The organism is Chamaesiphon minutus PCC 6605, assembly GCF_000317145.1.
Taxonomy (GTDB): domain Bacteria; phylum Cyanobacteriota; class Cyanobacteriia; order Cyanobacteriales; family Chamaesiphonaceae; genus Chamaesiphon; species Chamaesiphon minutus.
The window spans coordinates 5108460-5127036 of the sequence record NC_019697.1 but is presented as its reverse complement, the minus strand read 5'-3'; the positions used below and the strand labels follow the sequence as shown (position 1 = coordinate 5127036).

The window sequence follows — 18577 nt, the reverse complement described above, 5'->3', positions numbered from 1 at the left end:
TAATAGTTTTGCCCCTATTTCAATGAAATATCAGTTAGCAATTGCGATCGCGCTCGTGTCGCTCATCGGCACGCATATTTCAAGCATGGCAGAAACTGTAATTAGTCCAACCGGAAATCAATTTCAAAGTCGGTGGCTGCAAGCCCAACAGCCGAAGACCCTAGTTACTTTTCCCGAAGTCGGATTAGTACTTCCCCAGCCGAGCGGCTTTACAAAAGCGACAGCATTTCATGGATTCGAGCAAACTGAAACCAACTCTTCGATCGTATTGACGAAAATTCCGGGGCCATTTTCAGCCGTAACAAAAGGATTTAATAAAGATACTTTAGCAACTAGAGGCATATCTTTAATCTCCAAAGAATCGATTAAAATCGATAACCAGCCTGGATTATTGGTGCAAATTTCTCAATCAGCTTATGGCGAAAAATTTCTAAAATGGGTATTAGTATTTGGCGACGAGCAAAACACCAGCCTAGTCACGGCAACTTTTTTAGATAAAAATACGGCAAAATTCAGCGAGCCGCTCAAACAAGCGTTACTAGCGGTAACTGCTAGCTCGTCTTCCACTCCACCTGCTGCATCCTCATTGCCTTTTAGCATTACAGAGGTAGCAGGTTTAACTCCAGTAGCTGCGGCAACGGGACTGGGTAAAGTAGCTGCATTTACCAAAGATGGTAATTTACCCCTCACAAATCCCACCGATCCATTATTTATTGTTACCCCATCGGTGGCGATCGTGCCAGTTGTCGATCGCAAATCTTTTGCAACTCGTCGATTGTCAAATTATCCCCAAACCGATATTACCAGAGTTACTTCAACTAAGAAGATCTCGATCGATAATTTATCCGGTTGGGAAATAGTTGCCAACGGTCGCGATCGACAATCAAAGTCAGCATTGAAATTATATCAGGTCATGCTGTTTCCCGAACGCGGAGGATATGTAGTTCTTATCGGTATTGTCGGTGATAAACAAGCAGAAACATATTTACCAAAGTTCAAAAAAATGGCACTAACATACCGTAACTCTCCTCAATAAGTGAACAGCTAAATTAACCCTGTTTAGCATAAAAAAGCGATAATGTCATTCGACTCACTAGAATTTATTACCCTACTTATTTCGATCGCGATCGAGGCTACGATCGTGAGTACTTGGGGTAAATTTCGCAATTTAGAATGGCGACTGCTGGCGATCGTTGCTGCGGCTAGTACCTTGATAACTCATCCAATTTTATGGAAAGTATTTAACGATCTCTTACCGACTATCAATGGCGATAGATCGTCAGACGATCGATATAACAATCTAGCATTATTACTTGAAGTCCCCGTAGTTATCGCCGAAGGTTCGATCTATAAATGGGTGATGAAGTACTCCTGGCTAGCGGGTATGAGTATATCCTTAATGGCTAATCTAGCCTCTTACCTATTTGGCGTGTGCTTTTTAAATACTACTTTCGACTAGTAAGCATAATTAATAAAGGTATCTCCAGCCAAGCATGAATGCTAGCTACAACGCCATAAAAGGCACGAGTGAGGACAAATGAATGCCCAAACGCGATTAGAAAAATTACCGAAACCATCCCTACAGATAAGTAAAAGTATTTAGGAGCTAACCACGAGATAAATGAATCGGTTTGTGTGGGCGTCCAACCTGAAAACAAACCAATTACAACTGCATAATGCAGACACTGAAGAAAAGCGACTGCGGAAAAAAGTGGATAGGCGATCGACAATTGTTGCCAAGCTGGAGCGATAAAGGCACTGAGATAAATTGAATTTGTTTCTACTGGTAGATGGACGAGTGGAAAAAACTGATAGAGCAGAATTAATAGTGGTATTAAACCAAATAATAATCCACACAACCACAACGTGCGCTTAGATTTTAATTCTTGACGTTGGAGGATGAATCCGATGGGAGTAAGGTTGTGAACGATCGCAAAAATGACCGAAGTGACAATCGGATCTCGGACAATTCCAACTCCTAGCAAGCAAGCAACCATAATGCCGATTAAGCCTCTCTTCCAATCATTCATCCACAGTTGATGGGTAACAATTAATACCAATCCCAATCCACACCCAAGTTCGAGTAAATGAGCGATACTTGGCTCGATTGTCCTAAAGATCCCACAACAACGTAAAATGGCGATCGACAGTAGCAATGAAACTAACTGAATCTCGATTTTGGAGTCTAATCGATCGTGAAATTGACTGTCGATATATCTCAATTCAATCGCCACATGTGCGATCCCAAAAGTAGCTAATGTCACGGCATAAGTAGTTAATGGAAAAGCGATCGCACTCAATCCACTCACCAAAATAATCGCGCCACCCCAAATTGTCCAATTCATCGATTGACTGCTTTGTGCTGACGTTTCCATACAATCCATCCTAAAATTGCAATACCGATCGTCGGGAACAATAGCAGATTAAGAATTTGTGTCGATTCTGGCACTCTTACTAACTTTAAACCCTGCCGATCGAGCGATTGAATCTCAAAGCTAGCTTCGATCTTCTTACCATTATTAATAATTGGCACAGAAAATGGTCGATCGATACTCGGAGTACCTGCAATTAATGATTTTTGCAGCTTATTATTTTTGAGAATTGTGCCTAAATCATTCTTAGCTAAATCACTTTTTTTTACGCTACTTTTAGCGATGGCTGCAATACTCACGCTCGGTCGATAACCATCAACCAGCAGACATCGATCGGCCTGAATTTGCACATAAGCACCAGGCTTAGATGTCGGCGATCTAATTTGCGCGAACAATAGATAGTTAGGATACTTATTTAAGTTAGTAATTTTGATGCAGTACTCAAAATTTCTGGTGTAACCAACATTTGGAGCCACATCTGCCAAAATTAATGGCTGTCTCAAGAATGACATATTTTTTAATAATTGATAATTACCTCTCTCTGAAAGACAGAGGATTGCAATGGGGAATTAAATAGGTATCTTAACTTATGCCGCCTATATAATAGTCGCCACAAATAACTGCCTAAAAGCATTAGTGACAAGTTAAGAAGCGATCGCACTTGTCAAGCGGGCTTGAGGCGATGAGTCGAAGAAAAAATTGTCTGTTCGACTCATAGAATCAGGAAAAGGTGCAATAATTAACTTAACATTAGGTTTACGAACAGTTTTAACAATACCTAAATCTTGATTCTCTGGGGCAGCAAAATAGGTGACTGGATTGGCAGCTAAACCTTTATGATGAGCTACATGAAAGTGATAAAGACCTCGATAAATCATCTCTAAAGAAATGCGGTCGAATGGGAGAGATAATTCATCAGCTACAGCATCACCTAAATCGACTAGAACTGCATAAAACAGCCAAGTCCCCCACATCTGTAATTTAATTCCATTAACTGAACCAGTCCATAAATAACTCAACCCGAGCAATCGTTTAACAGTATTAAAAGCCTCTTCAATTCGCCACCGTCTTCCGTACAAATCGGCGACTACATAGGGAGGAAGATTCAATGGGTCGAGTACACTAGTTAGATAAGAATACCAGACTTTACCCACTTTAATTTCGACTAATCTTACAGTTATATATGGAGTCTTTTTGGTGCCAGACCCCATCCGCACTATTCGGTCACGGATACTATAACTATTGCTAAATACTCGCTCTATCTGTAGCGATGCACCTTTTTTTAATCGAGTAATAAAATGAATATCTCTGTTAATTAATTCTTGCCAAAATTGGAAATGATAGAAGCCTCGATCCAAGAGCAATAAAGTGCCCGATGTTACTAAATTCAGGATATCTTTCTCAAAATTAACATCTGAAGCTTTGGGATTTTCTCTAAACCAGATTTCAATCGGCAATCTCGTCACCAAATCTATGACTACTCCCATTTTTCCCGCTAGTTGTCCGATTGGCACATCAGATAAGCTATCTAATTTCTTGAATATCGCTTCCAATGTGGAGCCATCACATGCCCAAATCCGCTCAAATTTTGCTTGAGCAAATTCAATGCTTTGTGGCAACAATCGCTGTTTTCTCTGGTGCCACTTCACTCTAAATTCTGGCAGTAATTCCTTAAACACTCTCTCAAATAACTCAGATGGAAAGGTCAGAAATCTTTGTGCAATCGCCTGTTGACTTACTTGTGTTGGCTCACACCACAAAAATCCTTCTCGCCCTAACATTCGGCTTAGTTCTCTGACTCCTGGCACATTCCGCCACAGTAGCGTCAGCACTGCTGCCATCATCAAGGGTAAATTTAACAGCCGATTTCTCAGCCCTAATTGTCGGTAGTAATGACTTTGATTGAAAATTGCTGGTGTCAATAAAGCCTCTACTTGAGCGGCGATGATCTCATCTTCCACACCTGGTTGGTGGTTCTTTTTGGCGTGGTCGCGGTTACTTCTTCGGCGGCTGGTCATCAGGCCTCTATTCCCTCAAACTCTTGACTAGAAACAGTTTGGCATCTTTTTATTACCCTTTTGACAAATCTCTGATTTTCTTAACTTGTCACGAATGGCCTAAAAGCACTAATGCGTATCGCTAGCGGCGAGGCTCCGGCAACGCGTGGCATCTCGGACAGAAGCGCGCTCAACTACCCATAGATTACTACAATCCCTGCCAACAGGTCACAAAAATCAGTTCGTAATTATCGATCGTCAAACGATCTGGAGACGTTAAATTACTCGCTGCCTCTAGCTGAAGATTGAGTTGTTGCAGTACTGGCGAACTAACCGCGATCGCGATCGTACTAGCTTGAGATTGTCCCGCAACAGAAATTTCATACGCACCTAAAGCCAGATCGGTAAATTCATAACTACCATCCGATTTAGTCATCGTCTCGCGCCGATCCTCCTTCCCCGCAACATGAATAGCTGCTACCTGCGTATTTGCCAGCGGCTTCCCAGCAGCATCCCAGACGATCCCTTTCACCGTATACATCGGGGTTAAAGGAATAGAAATAGTCGTATAACTACCCAGAGCAACATTCACCCGCACCGAGTCTGATGGTTTGCCAGCCGTATCAGCAAGCGAACTGCGCCAATAAGCAGGCAGACGCGTCGGATCGAGATCGAGTCGATAGCTACCAGGAGCGGTACGAATTTCTACTCGATTGGCTGCTTGAGTAGTGCGACTGGGATCGAGTGGTTTTTTATCCAGGGTAATCAGCGTCGGGTGCCAGAAACTCTCTTCGCCAGCATCTTGTTGGCCATTTCGATTGCGATCTAAAAATGGTTGGATCGCAATTCCGCCGCGAGTGCGGAGATCTTCAACTTGCGTATTGGTAACATTGCCACCTTGAAAATCGATGGTAGATTGTAATTCTAGAGAAAAACTTTCCCGATTGGTAAAAGCAGAAATCCCCTGATAGCGACCCAATAATTGTAATCCCGGCGATAAAGTCATCCCAATACCAGCATTGGCACCGCGTCCGAAGCCACTCCAGCCATAACCTAATTCCGATTGCAGTGTCGGCGATTGATATCGCCACAGTAATTGACCGAAAGTTGTCGGCGCACTCGATCGCGTGGTTTGATAGTTAGCAACCAGATTGTGACTACTACCATTGGCCGCCGAAATCAGATAGCTGACTTCGGAGTTGAGACTGATTTCATTGCCTTGCAAACCCAGCAACCAATTATTCTGTTGGTGACTAGCACTCCAGCGGATAAAAGAATTACTATCGAGCGTGCCCTGAATATTGCTATTACTATTAGGTGCCACACTAAAATTATAGTTACCGCCGATCGCCACCCCCGACAAACTATCGTATTTACTAATTGCTGTAAATTTGGGAGATAATAGCCAATTAAGATCTGCCCGACTAGAAAATTTATCGCTGCTAAAATTGGCATTAAAATTTGGTGCTGGCTGATAATTGAGATTGCTGACTATATCCCACCGATCGCCAGTAACCGCCGATACCGAAGCTTGCAATGGCACCCCTGTCGGCTGCCAAAATACTTCACTCAAGCCACGCACCGCCTGCGGATCGCTAATTATCCCACCGCCTAAAGTAATCGATTCGCTCAGTCCGCGTCGATAAGCTACCCCACCCTGCAAGCCGTCGAATCTACCCAGAAATCGATCGGGTTGGCGATTGTAATTAACCCCCGCCGAAGCAACCCACGCCCCAGATCCGGTGGGTAACTGACCGGGAACAGTCGTAAAAGCTACATCCCGCACTTGCGGATCGGCAGTTAATTGGCCGTTAGGATACAACAACAGTCGATAACTATTGGCAAACTCATCCTCCTTGCTCACCAACACATTCTCAAATCGAAATACACCCGAACTATCTACCAAAATTTGGCCGACGACATTGGTATTAAAGCCGCGCACCAGTCGCACCACCGTTCCTGGCTGTGCCTGTCCGACCACGGTTCGCCCCAACCGACTCGATTGTAATCGCTCGTTCGGTATGAAGTTGCCTCCCGACAGCGATGTCGGTGGCGTAAAATCTTGCCGCACAATCGTCGTTACGCCCCAATAAGTGCCAGACGGATTGCCCTGTCTGCGCCAAAACGGACTTTGCGAACCAGAAATCCAATCGATATTCGGACTTTGATTGATAACTACCGCGTCGCTAAGTCCCCAAGTTAACAAGTTAGCCAGCTTGGGCTGCTCGACGCGCAGATACCAACTCGAACCCCAAATCGTACCGACTGATTTAAATTCACCTTGAGTATTGAGTTGATTGTTCGCCGAGCCGCTGAGATTAATTCGCTGTTGCAACGCACTAACACTGGCCCTAGGCGGGTCGATCGCGGCCAATCCATCTAAAACTACAGGTGCCGCTTTTGCCACGGGTTGCGGCGGATTTTTGGGCAGACTGTAGCTGAATTTGACTGCTTTTTGTCGAACGTCGAAGTTAATTTTCAGACCGGGCAATTTTTGGAGATCGCTAATACTAATCGCTCTGCCTAATTGCGGATGCGCTCGCAATTGTCTGGGATTAAATCTCACTAAAAGGTATGGCGATGCCAGCTCTAATTCACCATTAGGTAACTGTCGTTGCTGAATATTTAAAAGTTTGAGCGTCGCATCAAAAGGTAGCAACCATCTTTCTATCCTAACGGGTCGTTGCCGTGCATCGACTTCACCTTGGACGCTAATTTGCCGCGCTGGTGACTGATTGACGATCGCTTTAATTTGGACGATATTCGCGCTCGAATTGTCGCTTGTGGCAGATTCATCACTCGCTGGCAACGGACTGGCAATCGCTTCAACCGCACATAAATAACCGATAGATCCACACCACAAGATCGCCCGTATTAACAGGTTAGTTTTAAGATGCAGACATTTTAAATAGGAGGCGAGATTTAGTGGCAAGCAGCAGATCGCACGAGCATTTTGTTCGATCTTAGCAGAAGATCCTCGATCGATCTGGCGCGACTAGCTGCAATTGGCAAGCGGACTTTTGCTTCGAGATTTGGATGTAATCAAAATACTATCTACTAGCTACAGGCTCCAACCAGTCCAAAATTTCGCGCTTGAGTTGGTGCAAATCGCGGTGTACTTCTTGTTTGAGCCATTGCCCGATCGCATCAAACGGTGTGAAAATTTGGGGATTGAGTTGCCATTGAAAATCTTGTCCCAAGGGAGTAACGTGGCTGCCATTAATCGTCAATGTCGAGATCTGACCTGGAAAAATCTGCTTCAGGGTTTGACCGAGCGTATATGATTGATCGAGCGTATCATTACTAAATTTGACAATCAGATTCTGCTGCACGTCATAATATTCGGCAATTAATTTGAGAGTTTCCTGGGGATTGGGCGAAAACTCCATATTAAACTCTACAGGCATTTGTCCCATCAAAGGAACAGCGTCGCGCGCCGAGAAGTTATTGAATGAGATCAGCATATTTCCCGCACGATCGACATCGTACATACTGCCAATTAACAAGTGTAATTTGCAGCCCATACTGTGACCCAAACCGTAAACTGGCAACAAATCATCGGCAGGTAAATAGCGACGTTTTTGGAGTAATTCTAAGGTATCTTCAAACCGATTGTAGACTTCGCCAGCGATCGCTCGATGATCGAAAGTATTGATAAACGGCGTTGCAATAATTACATAGCCTTGCTTGGCTAAATCTTCGAGCAACAATCGATAGGTAAGATGGGGGGCAGCGGCTACAAACGCACCGCCTAAAAAATGAATGACGGCGCGAGGCTGACGAGGAATGTATACCCAATTACCAGAAATTTCTTGCCAATCCATTACAGTTATTTTTGTTGATTTAAAAGTAGCCAAAAAAGCTATCGTAGTCGAGATCGCCATCTTCACTATTGTAAGGGTTGCGACTTTCGGGGGTAGCGGGTTGGCGATCGGCAAATTCGTTGGGTGCGCGATCGTCACTCCAGCCCCACCAGGCTGTACCGCATTCACATAGATAAAATTCTTGCCACTTGCGCTTGCGATTTTCGATAAATACTGGGGAACGACGATCGATCCAAGCAGCAGTAGCAGAAGTAGAGCTAGCATGACAGGTGGGGCAGCAAAATCCGTTAGCGTGAGTGGCTAATTCTCGCCAACTCGGCGGTGTAGGGCTAAAAGCTTCCATGAATAGCGCGGTATTGCGTGTAGGGTCTAAATAGCGCACTCGATCGAGATCGGTATGCTTGCTTGAAAATATAGATCGAAACTATTGTTACAGAAGTTACAGGCTTCGGTCTGCTTCTAACTATAATAAGTAGTCTAACGAGAATCGGCCAAGCCTTGTTAAATTGGTAGGATCGATCGAGGCATATAAATAGCTATCTTAAATCGATTAAATAATTATGACCACGCTGACATCGCTCGCTGACGCTCCCGATCTTACTGCTGATGACTATATTGTCATTGGTGTCGCTACCTGCTTTTTCCGCGATGATGACGGCGTGCGGCAAGTCAAAGCGATCGAACCCATCCCTTCTTCTGCCCTCGAAGCTTTAATGAAGGGGATTCCCACCTCTTACCAAATCGCGGCTGCTACCACTCTGGGCGCGCTCATTGCTGGCGATGTCCCCCAAATTCCCGCAACTTTCCCGGCTGATTGTCAATTGGGTAGCGAGTTTGCCTACCGCTGTATCGCCTCCGCCCGTACCTACAAACGCCGTCAAGAAGCCCAAGCTTTTATCGCCCTGGGTGACACCTATACTGATTTTAACTACTCCACCGAGCGCAAGCGCATTCTCAATGCCGATCGAGTAGTTACCAAAGACGATAATGTCAAGCAGCACGCCTATACTCACCAGCAGCTCTAAGTCGATCTGGTTTTTAAAAACGTTCGGTAACAAGCTAAGAATCTCTGGTGGCGGTCTTTAGAGACTATCAACACCAGAGATTTTCAATCGCTTAACTATCTTTAAATCGAGCAGCTTGAAACAAAAATTTATTTTGAGTTCGATCGCTCCATACTCAGAACTGTCGGCGCGAAAAAATTACCGTTGTAGCAATCAATAATGCGGCTGTATATACTAAGGCATACCCAGCATTAACGAACAACATATCCGTTGGCGGGAGCACACCGTAGACTGCATCATTCTTGAGATCGAGTCTCGATAAATCCGGTAAGATTAGATATAAGTTATCGGTTAATTGTTGAAATCCAGGATTTTTGGTCACACCTGCCAATTTCACCATCCCTTCGCTCAAATGTCCGACTATGTATAGAGAAAATGTGAGTAAGATGGCCAAGATCGAGCTAGTAAATACGCCAAATAATAGCGATGCTGCTGCTATCAAACACAGTTCTAAAAATAAAAATAGTGAAGAGAGCAATAACGGCACTAACTGGTAATTAATCTGCGAAAGACTCAGAACAAACAAATAAATAGCAGTCATTCCCGCTACTAAAATTGCCAGCACGGCAGACAACCCTAAATGTTTGCCGAGAATAAATTCAATGCTGCTAATTGGTTTGGTGACGATCGTGAAGACAGTCCGCTTCTCGATTTCTTTGTTAATCAGATTCGTACCGACAAAAATTGCGATAACAACTCCTAGTAAACTAGAACTAGCAGTTCCAAAATCAGTCAGAATTTTATCTTGGGCGGCACCAGAAATTGCTGGTAGTAGCTGCCAAGCGGCAAGCATGAGAATTGCGTAGAAGCCAATCGTTAAAAAGATCCGCTCGCGCATTACTTCTCGAAATACGTTGCTAGCTACAGCCCAAATCCGAATTAAACTCATTTGCTTAATAGTAGTCTCCAGATAATTTGAATAAGACTGAGTAATAGTAAATTAGATCTACTATTCTGTCATCGGGGCGAGATTGAGAAACGGTTAGTGAATGAATATAATTAGCTGCTTTAGCGCGGGCGACGATACCGCCTAATCGTGCATTTTTTGACAGCCAATGAAATTGAGTAAAGAGTGTCGATGCGGGTTCCTAGCATCATTGCCAACGAGTCACTGCAATAAACCGTTCGTGCGGTTTCAGGAGTTTGAATCTGCTTGGCACTTATCAAGCGACTAAATCCTAACTCAGACACGGAGAACATTATCGGCAAAATTAGCAATCCTAATTTGGGCATAAGCACGCTATTTTAATTTTGAGACATCAAACTTTCTCATAATATTACTAGTTAGCCCATATTCGTAAATACATCAGTAATAATCGCCACGAAATTCCGTTTGAAGTGTAAGATGTAAAAGCCATTTGCGATAATCACCACTCCGTAGGCTATGAATGCTGATTCCTCCTCTACTTTGTCGATATTGAATACTCAGGGAAAAGCAGATCCCGAGCCAGTTAAACCATCGGAACAACCTAAATTACAAATTCGACTCAAAAATGAAGATGGAGTGGTGAAGTTAATTTTGCCTACAGTCGCAGAAACATCTGCTTCTGCCAGTTGGAGCGACTTATGGGAGCAGTTGCAACAAAGACTTCAAGCTGGCAAAAGATTTTGGCAACCATTATCAGTAGTCCACTTGATCGCTCAAGATCGACTGCTAGATGCCAGACAATTACAGAGCATCAGCGATGCTCTAACTGATGTCGCGCTCCAGCTCCAACTCGTCGCTACCAGTCGTCGCCAAACTGCCGTAGCCGCTGCTACAGCAGGCTATTGTGTGACGCAGCAATCGACTATTGCTCCATTATTCCCACAACCGATCGAAGATGCACCACCGTTAATTGCCGAGCCACTTTACTTACAAATGACAGTAAGATCGGGAATAGATATTCGCCACCAAGGCACCGTAATCATTATGGGCGATGTCAATCCGGGCGGCGAAATTTACGCCGCTGGCGATATTATTGTGTGGGGCAGGTTGAGAGGGATCGCCCATGCTGGCTATCCCAACAATCCTCAATGCTTGATTATGGCACTCCAAATGGAGCCAACGCAGTTAAGAATTGCTGACCGAGTCGCACGCGCACCAGAAACCCCGCCGCCACAATTTGACCCAGAAATTGCTTATGTTACACCTCAAGGCATTCGGATCGCTCGCGCGGTCGATATCAGAACAACTCCGTATCTGCGCGAACTAGCTCTGCCAGGATCGAAACGATCTGAAGATACCTGAATCTAAGTGCAAATTTTTTCGACCTGACGATGCAGCGCGAGCGTTCTGGTAAGCCTTCATGGCACGAGCCAAGACTTTAGCGCAAAGGGTTTTCATCCCGCACTCGCTGGATGCATCCGCCATAAAAATCGCCTAAAATACACGAGCATAAACAATAATCGGATTTTTATAATCGATCGTTACTAATTCATAATTTATAATTCATGACGCGTATTATTGTAGTTACTTCCGGCAAAGGCGGAGTGGGTAAAACCACTGTGACGGCCAACTTAGGTATGACGCTAGCCAAGATGGGGCACCGAGTCGCTCTCGTCGATGGCGACTTTGGGCTGCGAAATCTCGATCTATTATTAGGATTAGAAAATCGCGTAGTCTATACCGCAGTCGAAGTTCTCGCAGGCGAATGTCGTCTCGATCAAGCATTAGTCAGAGATAAACGGCAACCAGGATTGGTATTACTACCTGCTACCCAAAATCGCAAAGCAGAGATGATTACCCCCAATCACATGAAATGGATGATCGGCGAACTCGCGCCGCAGTTTGACTTCGTGTTGATCGATAGCCCTGCGGGTATTGAAATGGGCTTTAAAAATGCGATCGCTGCCGCTCAAGAAGCTTTGATCGTGACTACGCCAGAAATTTCTGCCGTCCGCGATGCCGATCGTGTGATTGGCTTGCTCGAAGCTAGTAATATTACCCCCGCCAGACTGATCGTCAATCGGTTGCGCCCTGCCATGGTAGAAGCTAGTGAAATGATGTCTGTCGAAGATGTCAGCGAAATTCTCGCGGTACAATTAATCGGCGTCGTACCCGAAGACGAACGAGTAATCACCTCTACCAATCGCGGCGAACCTCTCGTCTTAGAGAGCAATAGTGGCTCTCGTGCCGCTTTAGCATTTGAAAATATCGCCCATCGTCTGTGCGGCGAAAAAACCCCCTACCTCGATTTAAATGTCGATCGTGATAATTTGTTCAAACGGTTACGTAAAATCTTCGCGAAATAGTAATATAGCTAAAACATGAGAGTAAGTTGTACCCCACCGAGCGGTTCGTCGAGTCGATCGGGAGAGATTTCATAGTAGCATCTGCCACGAATGCAATGGGTAGATAATGGCTATAAAATTTTGGGGTTGGGTCGGGAAGTTTGTCAGTAATTAATTGTCACCATGCTGTTCCCATCAACGATTTCATCATTTTAGGTGCTAATTCCTTCTATCGACCGATCGCTATGATTATGATTAATGAATTTTTAGAAATGCTATTTCCCCGGGTTGCCGAACCGAGTAGAGACCATGTAAAACGGCGACTCCAATTGGTAATCGCTCACGATCGCACCGATCTGAGTCCCCAAACGGTCGATATGATGCGTCAGGAAATCCTAGAAGTAGTATCGCGCTATGTCGAAATTGATTCTCAAGGACTAGATTTTTCGCTAGAAAGCAACCAACGAGTAACTGCATTAATTGCCAATCTCCCCATTCGTCGCGTCAAAGATGATGCGGAAGCATCGCCCCTGGGTTGGGCGGGGGATGAGCCAGCGAGTTAGGCTTTAGGTTCTAGGCTTTAGGTTTTAGGCTTTAGGTTTTAGGCTTTAGGTTTTAGGCTTTAGGTTTTAGGCTTTAGGTTTTAGGCTTTAGGTTTTAGGCTTTAGGTTTTAGGCTTTAGGTTTTAGGCTTTAGGTTTTAGGCTTTAGGTTTTAGGCTTTAGGTTTTAGGCTTTAGGTTTTAGGCAGCGTTGCTGCCTTACTGATGAGCAAAGGAAGATCCGAATCTTACCCATTACCCATTACCCATTACCCATTACCCATCCACCTCCGCTCCCCGCTCCCCGCAAAGAATCCGTTTTCGCATATAAATTAAGGGAATTTTGAACAAACCGAACTTCACTTTCGACTGCGTGGGTAAATGCAGTCACACACACGCGCGCGCTGGTGTTTTTCATACGCCACATGGGATTGTCGAAACACCGAGATTTATGCCTGTCGGTACTACTGCAACAGTCAAAACGCTCACATCCGCTCATATCGAGGATGCTGGCGCACAGATGGTGCTGTCAAATACCTATCACCTACATCTGCGTCCGGGTGAAGATATTATCAAAGAGGCGGGTGGATTACACAAATTCATGAACTGGAAAGGGCCGATGCTGACCGATTCCGGCGGTTTTCAGGTGTTCAGTCTCAGCAAAACGCGCAAAATTACCGAAGAAGGCGTTACTTTTAAATCACCCTTAGATGGGCGCACAATTTTTATCTCCCCCGAAAAATCGATCGAGATTCAAAATGCCCTCGGTGCCGATGTGATTATGGCATTCGACGAATGTCCGCCTTACCCCGCTACTCGCGATGAAGTCATCGCCGCGACAGAGCGCACCTATCGCTGGCTAGAACGCTGCATCCAGGCGCATCAACGCCCTGAAGACCAAGCCTTATTTCCGATCGTCCAAGGCGGCGTTCATCTAGATTTACGTGCCCAAGCCGCCAAGTCGCTCCAAGAATTCGATCTCCACGGTTATGCAATCGGTGGTGTCAGTGTTGGCGAACCATCGCATTTTATCCATAAAATCGTCCGCGCCACCGCGCCATTATTACCCGAAAATAAACCGCGCTATCTGATGGGTGTCGGTACTTACAAAGAAATGGCGATCGCGATCGCCTCCGGCATCGATTTATTCGATTGTGTGATACCTACAAGGGTCGCCAGACACGGTGCAGCCTTCGTCAGGGGCGAACGATGGAATCTCAAGAATGCCCCCTTTAAGCGCGATTTTACCCCCTTAGACGATACGTGTCCTTGCTATACTTGTCAGAATTTTACGCGCGCCTATTTATGCCACTTAGTTCGGTGCGGTGAAATTACCGGATTTACACTCTTATCACTGCACAATATTACCGAACTAATCCGTTTTACTCAACAAATTCGCGATGCCATTTTACGCGATCGATTTGTCGAAGAATTCGGACATTGGCTCACTAGTGAGGAAGAAGAAGTGATTGATGAGTCTGAAAATTAATGCCATGCAGTGTTCGATCGATAATAGCAAGCAATGGCAGTAACCACTCTGTATGGATTAATGGACAACGGATTGAAGCTAGTGGTTGAGTATTTATATAAAATCGATCGATCGCAAATTAGAGTCGATCGAGCGTAACTCCTGCTCTTAATCTCATTAAGGCTTGGCTGGACATTGACTACCCGCTACTATGTAACCTATATCTCTAACTTCAGACCTTATGCCCTTAGACGTACCGACCGCGATTTTACAACGTCGATCGATCAAAAGCTTCAAGCCAGACCCGATTTCACCAGAACTCCTCCGTCAACTGATCGAATTGACAGTAGCAGCACCTAGTAGCTTTAACGTTCAGGATTGGCGGATCGTTATCATCATCGATCCGGAGCAAAAAGCGGCTTTAGGAGCTGCCTGTTGGAATCAACCCCAAATTACCCAAGCACCAGTAAACTTAGTGTTTGCTGCCGATATTAAGGCGGGAGAGCGAGACATCACGCCAATAATCGAGCAAGGTATGCAGACTGGAGCTTGGAATGAAGGTACTGCTGCTTATTTCAAGAAAGCAATCCCCGAATTTTCGGTAGCACTCGGCGACAAAGCTAGGGAGTATGCCATTAAAGATGCGATGATTGCAGCTACTCATGCGACTCTGGCGGCTGAGAGTTTGGGATTATCTACTTGTATGATGAATGGCTGGATGGAAGATAAAGTCAAAGCCGTTATTGGTGCCGAAAACGATCCAGATTTAGCGATCGCGTTAGTATTACCAGTAGGTTATGCTGCCGAACCTCGCAAAAATCCCGGTCGGATGCCGTTTGAATTTAATGTATCACTCGATCGAATCGATCGTCCTTATCAAGGTTAAAATTTTTTAGTTCATCGACCCAATTTCTCAACATAAATTGGGTCGATCTATTTATCCACTATCCCCTATCCCCTATCCCCTATCCCCTATCCCCTATTCACTATTCACTATCCCCTATTCCCTACCCTTTAACACCACTGCTAGTGGCTGTCGGTACGATATAACGTTGGACGAACATAAATAAGATTAAAACAGGCGCAATCGAAATAACCGAACCCGCAGCGACCAATCGCCAATTTAAGCCAAAAGCACCTTCGGCTAATTTTGCTACTCCCAATGGGAGCGTGTAATAAGTATCATCTTGGAGCACGATTAATGGCCATAAAAAATCGCTCCAAGCACCGATAAACACAAAAATTGCCAGCGTGACTAATGAGGGACGAATTGCAGGTAACATTACGCTCCACCAGATGCCAATTTCCCAGCAACCATCGATCCTCGCCGCTTCTTCGAGTTCTTTGGGTACCGATTGAAAAGCTTGGCGCAATAAGAAAATGCCAAATGCCGATGCTAAGTTGGGTAAAATCACGCCTAAATAAGTATTCACTAATCCCAACTGAACGGCGATGATAAATAGCGGAATCATCACGATCTGAAAGGGAATCATAATCGTCGAAACTACGATCGCAAAAATCGTTTCTTTACCTTTGAACTCTAGTCTAGCTAGCGGATAAGCAGCCAGCGCGCAAAAAATGAGGTTGATAATTACACTCATAACGGCAACGACACTGCTATTGAATAAATAGCGGCCAAAATCGTTACTTTGCCAGACAGTAGCGATGTGCTCGAAGGTCGGATGCTGCGGTAATAATTGGGGTGGCGATTGGAAAATATTTTCGTCCGCCGATTTGAGCGCGGTGCTTAATAACCAGAGTAATGGAAATAACATTACTCCTGCGATCGCACTCAATCCGCCATAAATCCCGACTAATTTGACGATTGGGGATTGCCAAAAAGTAGATTGCAACAGGCGAGAGGGTAGCTGTTTTAGCATATTTCGATCGATCCTCTGGTTCTAAATCTAGTAATAGGCGGCATAAGTTAGAGTACCATCTCCACCGTTCCCCCGCTCCCCGAAAAATATTAACTCAAAGCGATCGAAATCACCACTAGCCATGAGATCGATCGGATTCGCTAGTGTCGTCGGTCGCGCGATCCTCGAACCCTAACATCGTGGCTCGATTTCGCTGTTCGATCGGAGATAATTTGAGACTCAAAAAAGGGTAATCTAGAGTAACGGTATTTTAAAACTTGTAAATTTTATTTACAAGTTGCAACGATCCCCAACAGGATATATGATTAACATAATGAGCATTTATACCTACGAGCATTAAATACTACCCTTTCCTAGCAGCGAAGTATTCTACTCAATTCTCATCGCCGATCTATGACGTCTGAATTTCCCTGGCTGACTGCAATTATTGCATTTCCGATCGTAGCTGCCTTAGCTATTCCTGTAATACCCGACACCAATGGTAAAACTGTGCGGCTCTACGCATTGGGCATAGGGATATTAGAATTAGGTTTAATTATTTATACTTTTGCTACCCAGTATGACTTTAACAACCCCAACCTACAGCTAGTCGAACGCTATAGCTGGGTGCCACAATTGGGCTTGAATTGGTCGTTGGGTACGGATGGACTGTCGATGCCGTTAGTAGTGTTGACGGGATTTGTAACCACGCTTGCTATCTTTGCGGCGTGGAATATTAAGATCAAGCCGCGTCTGTTTTACGGCTTGATGTTATTAATGTACGGCGCGCAGATTTCGGTATTCCTGGCTCAGGATCTACTGATGTTTTTCATGTTGTGGGAGCTAGAATTAGTTCCTGTCTATCTCCTAATTTCGATTTGGGGTGGGGGACAGCGGTTTTATGCCGCAACGAAATTTATTCTGTATACGGCTCTAGCATCGATTTTTATTCTGCTATCTGCGCTAGGATTGGCTTTCTATGGCGATACGGTTACTTTTGATATTGCCGAATTAGGACTCAAAGAATATCCGATCGGGTTAGAATTATTGGCTTATGCTGGGTTCCTGATTGCGTTCGGTGTCAAGCTACCAATTTTCCCCTTCCATACCTGGTTGCCAGATGCACATGGTGAAGCTCCAGCACCTGGTTCGATGATTTTGGCTGGTGTATTACTCAAGATGGGCGGTTACGCCTTAATCCGATTTAATGCCGAAATGCTGCCTCACGCTCATGTTTATTTTGCGCCCGTACTAGCAATATTGGGTGTCGTAAATATTATTTACGGTGCCTTAGCTGCTTTCTCTCAAGACAATCTCAAACGTCGCCTTGCTTATTCATCGATTTCGCACATGGGATTCGTGCTCATTGGGATTTCTTCGTTTACAGCTCTAGGCATTAATGGCGCGATGCTGCAAATGATTTCCCACGGTGGAATCGCGGCAGTCTTATTCTTCTTAGCTGGGGTAATCTACGAACGTACCCATACCCTCTCGATGGATAAAATGGGCGGGATTGCCAAATCCATGCCTTCGACTTTTGCCTTATTTACATTCGCATCGATGGCCTCTCTCGCGCTACCAGGAATGAGTGGCTTCGTCAGCGAACTATCGATTTTCTTAGGATTGACAACTAGCGATGTTTATGATGATGGCTTCAAAACACTGGTGATTTTCTTATCTGCGGTAGGACTGCTAATTACGCCGATTTATTTATTGTCGATGCTACGGCGAGTATTTTTTGGCAACCTCGATGCTCATGGCGAAAATTGCTGGGATGCTCAACCACGCGAACTGGCGATCGCTTTCTCGCTGTTGATTCCGATTATTGGCATTGGCTTGTATCCCAAATTGGCGACTCAAACCTATGATATCACCACGGCATCTGTGGCAGCTCATCTGCGCGAAGCATTGCCCACAGCGGTTGCCGAACGTAAAGAGACTAGCTTGTATGCGCAATCGATCGAGTGGAAATCGCCAACCGCGATTGCATCGCCAGTTATTCCAGGTAAATTGGTTAGTATTGCTAAGTAATGCTCGTTCTCAGCTCGGGAATGAACATCAATAGAAATCTTCTTCTGTCGGAGTGGGATTTTAGAGAGGGGTAATTCATAAATTGCCTGTACTTAAGATCTCGCTCCGATATTTGTTATTAATAATCTGTATATACTGTGTTTAACAACAGCACAAATTTAAAGTCTTTACCTGTAAGGCTACTGTGTATGCACGAGTTATTTGAGGTG

At 44.8% G+C, this 18577-nt stretch carries 18 protein-coding genes; 9 read left to right on the top strand and 9 right to left on the bottom strand.

The window, feature by feature from the left end:
- Positions 1-22: 22 nt before the first annotated feature.
- A complete protein-coding gene (locus tag CHA6605_RS23415) occupies positions 23-1036 on the top strand; it encodes a hypothetical protein (protein WP_157260084.1) in 1014 nt (337 codons plus the stop codon).
- Positions 1037-1078: 42 nt separating this feature from the next.
- Positions 1079-1459 carry a hypothetical protein gene (locus CHA6605_RS23410; protein WP_015161848.1) on the top strand — a complete coding sequence of 127 codons (381 nt, stop codon included), beginning with the start codon at positions 1079-1081 and terminating at the stop codon, positions 1457-1459.
- On the opposite strand, the gene CHA6605_RS23405 is transcribed toward CHA6605_RS23410, so the two are convergent.
- From CHA6605_RS23405 to CHA6605_RS23380, 6 genes are all read right to left on the bottom strand, one after another.
- Positions 1446-2375: a hypothetical protein gene (locus CHA6605_RS23405; RefSeq protein ID WP_015161847.1), complete on the bottom strand. Its 930-nt coding sequence runs from the start codon at positions 2373-2375 to the stop codon at positions 1446-1448. The genes CHA6605_RS23410 and CHA6605_RS23405 overlap by 14 nt on opposite strands.
- Positions 2342-2884, bottom strand: coding sequence for a hypothetical protein (locus CHA6605_RS23400; RefSeq protein WP_015161846.1), 543 nt, complete (start codon positions 2882-2884; stop codon positions 2342-2344). The genes CHA6605_RS23405 and CHA6605_RS23400 overlap by 34 nt, the downstream gene beginning before the upstream one ends.
- Before the next feature lie 132 nt (positions 2885-3016).
- On the bottom strand, positions 3017-4390 hold the full coding sequence (locus CHA6605_RS23395) for an IS4 family transposase (protein ID WP_015158054.1): 1374 nt from the start codon (positions 4388-4390) through the stop codon (positions 3017-3019).
- Positions 4391-4577: 187 nt separating this feature from the next.
- A complete protein-coding gene (locus tag CHA6605_RS23390; protein WP_015161845.1) occupies positions 4578-7301 on the bottom strand; it encodes a carboxypeptidase-like regulatory domain-containing protein in 2724 nt (907 codons plus the stop codon).
- Positions 7302-7419: 118 nt separating this feature from the next.
- The gene (locus CHA6605_RS23385) at positions 7420-8193 is read right to left on the bottom strand and encodes a DUF1350 family protein (RefSeq protein ID WP_015161844.1); all 774 of its coding nucleotides are present in this window, start codon (positions 8191-8193) and stop codon (positions 7420-7422) included.
- A gap of 19 nt (positions 8194-8212) precedes the next feature.
- Entirely contained in the window at positions 8213-8575 is a 363-nt protein-coding gene (locus tag CHA6605_RS23380; RefSeq protein ID WP_015161843.1) for a hypothetical protein, read from the bottom strand.
- Positions 8576-8753: 178 nt separating this feature from the next.
- Here CHA6605_RS23380 and CHA6605_RS23375 point away from each other — a divergent pair, with 178 nt between their 5' ends.
- The gene (locus CHA6605_RS23375) at positions 8754-9218 is read left to right on the top strand and encodes a hypothetical protein (protein WP_015161842.1); all 465 of its coding nucleotides are present in this window, start codon (positions 8754-8756) and stop codon (positions 9216-9218) included.
- 154 nt (positions 9219-9372) lie between these two features.
- Here the strand turns inward: CHA6605_RS23375 and CHA6605_RS23370 are convergent, their stop codons facing one another.
- Positions 9373-10146 carry an ABC transporter permease gene (locus tag CHA6605_RS23370; RefSeq protein WP_015161841.1) on the bottom strand — a complete coding sequence of 258 codons (774 nt, stop codon included), beginning with the start codon at positions 10144-10146 and terminating at the stop codon, positions 9373-9375.
- Between the two features lie 119 nt (positions 10147-10265).
- Entirely contained in the window at positions 10266-10490 is a 225-nt protein-coding gene (locus CHA6605_RS34490) for a hypothetical protein (RefSeq protein ID WP_015161840.1), read from the bottom strand.
- Between the two features lie 151 nt (positions 10491-10641).
- On the opposite strand from CHA6605_RS34490, the gene minC reads away from it, so the two are divergent.
- From minC to CHA6605_RS23345, 5 genes are all read left to right on the top strand, one after another.
- Complete coding sequence (minC, locus tag CHA6605_RS23365; RefSeq protein WP_015161839.1) at positions 10642-11487, top strand: septum site-determining protein MinC; 846 nt, start codon at positions 10642-10644, stop codon at positions 11485-11487.
- 203 nt (positions 11488-11690) lie between these two features.
- Positions 11691-12491 (top strand): septum site-determining protein MinD, encoded by an 801-nt coding sequence (minD, locus tag CHA6605_RS23360; protein WP_015161838.1) that lies wholly within the window; start codon positions 11691-11693, stop codon positions 12489-12491.
- Between the two features lie 230 nt (positions 12492-12721).
- Positions 12722-13033: a cell division topological specificity factor MinE gene (gene minE, locus CHA6605_RS23355; protein ID WP_041549845.1), complete on the top strand. Its 312-nt coding sequence runs from the start codon at positions 12722-12724 to the stop codon at positions 13031-13033.
- Between the two features lie 320 nt (positions 13034-13353).
- Positions 13354-14499: a tRNA guanosine(34) transglycosylase Tgt gene (tgt, locus tag CHA6605_RS23350; protein ID WP_015161836.1), complete on the top strand. Its 1146-nt coding sequence runs from the start codon at positions 13354-13356 to the stop codon at positions 14497-14499.
- Between the two features lie 220 nt (positions 14500-14719).
- Positions 14720-15364, top strand: coding sequence for a nitroreductase family protein (locus CHA6605_RS23345; RefSeq protein ID WP_015161835.1), 645 nt, complete (start codon positions 14720-14722; stop codon positions 15362-15364).
- Between the two features lie 121 nt (positions 15365-15485).
- Here the strand turns inward: CHA6605_RS23345 and CHA6605_RS23340 are convergent, their stop codons facing one another.
- Positions 15486-16358 (bottom strand): carbohydrate ABC transporter permease, encoded by an 873-nt coding sequence (locus tag CHA6605_RS23340; RefSeq protein WP_015161834.1) that lies wholly within the window; start codon positions 16356-16358, stop codon positions 15486-15488.
- Between the two features lie 393 nt (positions 16359-16751).
- Here CHA6605_RS23340 and CHA6605_RS23335 point away from each other — a divergent pair, with 393 nt between their 5' ends.
- Positions 16752-18368 carry an NAD(P)H-quinone oxidoreductase subunit 4 gene (locus CHA6605_RS23335; protein ID WP_015161833.1) on the top strand — a complete coding sequence of 539 codons (1617 nt, stop codon included), beginning with the start codon at positions 16752-16754 and terminating at the stop codon, positions 18366-18368.
- Positions 18369-18577: the final 209 nt, after the last annotated feature.

What these genes read in the sequence shown, in the direction of transcription:
- CHA6605_RS23335 (WP_015161833.1), top strand. Translation starts at nt 16,752, where the DNA reads ATGACGTCTGAATTTCCCTGGCTGACTGCAATTATTGCATTTCCGATC.
- minC (WP_015161839.1), top strand. Translation starts at nt 10,642, where the DNA reads ATGAATGCTGATTCCTCCTCTACTTTGTCGATATTGAATACTCAGGGA.
- CHA6605_RS23385 (WP_015161844.1), bottom strand. Translation starts at nt 8,193, where the DNA reads ATGGATTGGCAAGAAATTTCTGGTAATTGGGTATACATTCCTCGTCAG.
- minD (WP_015161838.1), top strand. Translation starts at nt 11,691, where the DNA reads ATGACGCGTATTATTGTAGTTACTTCCGGCAAAGGCGGAGTGGGTAAA.
- CHA6605_RS23410 (WP_015161848.1), top strand. Translation starts at nt 1,079, where the DNA reads ATGTCATTCGACTCACTAGAATTTATTACCCTACTTATTTCGATCGCG.
- CHA6605_RS23405 (WP_015161847.1), bottom strand. Translation starts at nt 2,375, where the DNA reads ATGGAAACGTCAGCACAAAGCAGTCAATCGATGAATTGGACAATTTGG.
- CHA6605_RS34490 (WP_015161840.1), bottom strand. Translation starts at nt 10,490, where the DNA reads ATGCCCAAATTAGGATTGCTAATTTTGCCGATAATGTTCTCCGTGTCT.
- CHA6605_RS23340 (WP_015161834.1), bottom strand. Translation starts at nt 16,358, where the DNA reads ATGCTAAAACAGCTACCCTCTCGCCTGTTGCAATCTACTTTTTGGCAA.
- CHA6605_RS23370 (WP_015161841.1), bottom strand. Translation starts at nt 10,146, where the DNA reads ATGAGTTTAATTCGGATTTGGGCTGTAGCTAGCAACGTATTTCGAGAA.
- CHA6605_RS23395 (WP_015158054.1), bottom strand. Translation starts at nt 4,390, where the DNA reads ATGACCAGCCGCCGAAGAAGTAACCGCGACCACGCCAAAAAGAACCAC.
- CHA6605_RS23375 (WP_015161842.1), top strand. Translation starts at nt 8,754, where the DNA reads ATGACCACGCTGACATCGCTCGCTGACGCTCCCGATCTTACTGCTGAT.
- CHA6605_RS23400 (WP_015161846.1), bottom strand. Translation starts at nt 2,884, where the DNA reads ATGTCATTCTTGAGACAGCCATTAATTTTGGCAGATGTGGCTCCAAAT.
- CHA6605_RS23345 (WP_015161835.1), top strand. Translation starts at nt 14,720, where the DNA reads ATGCCCTTAGACGTACCGACCGCGATTTTACAACGTCGATCGATCAAA.
- CHA6605_RS23415 (WP_157260084.1), top strand. Translation starts at nt 23, where the DNA reads ATGAAATATCAGTTAGCAATTGCGATCGCGCTCGTGTCGCTCATCGGC.
- minE (WP_041549845.1), top strand. Translation starts at nt 12,722, where the DNA reads ATGATTAATGAATTTTTAGAAATGCTATTTCCCCGGGTTGCCGAACCG.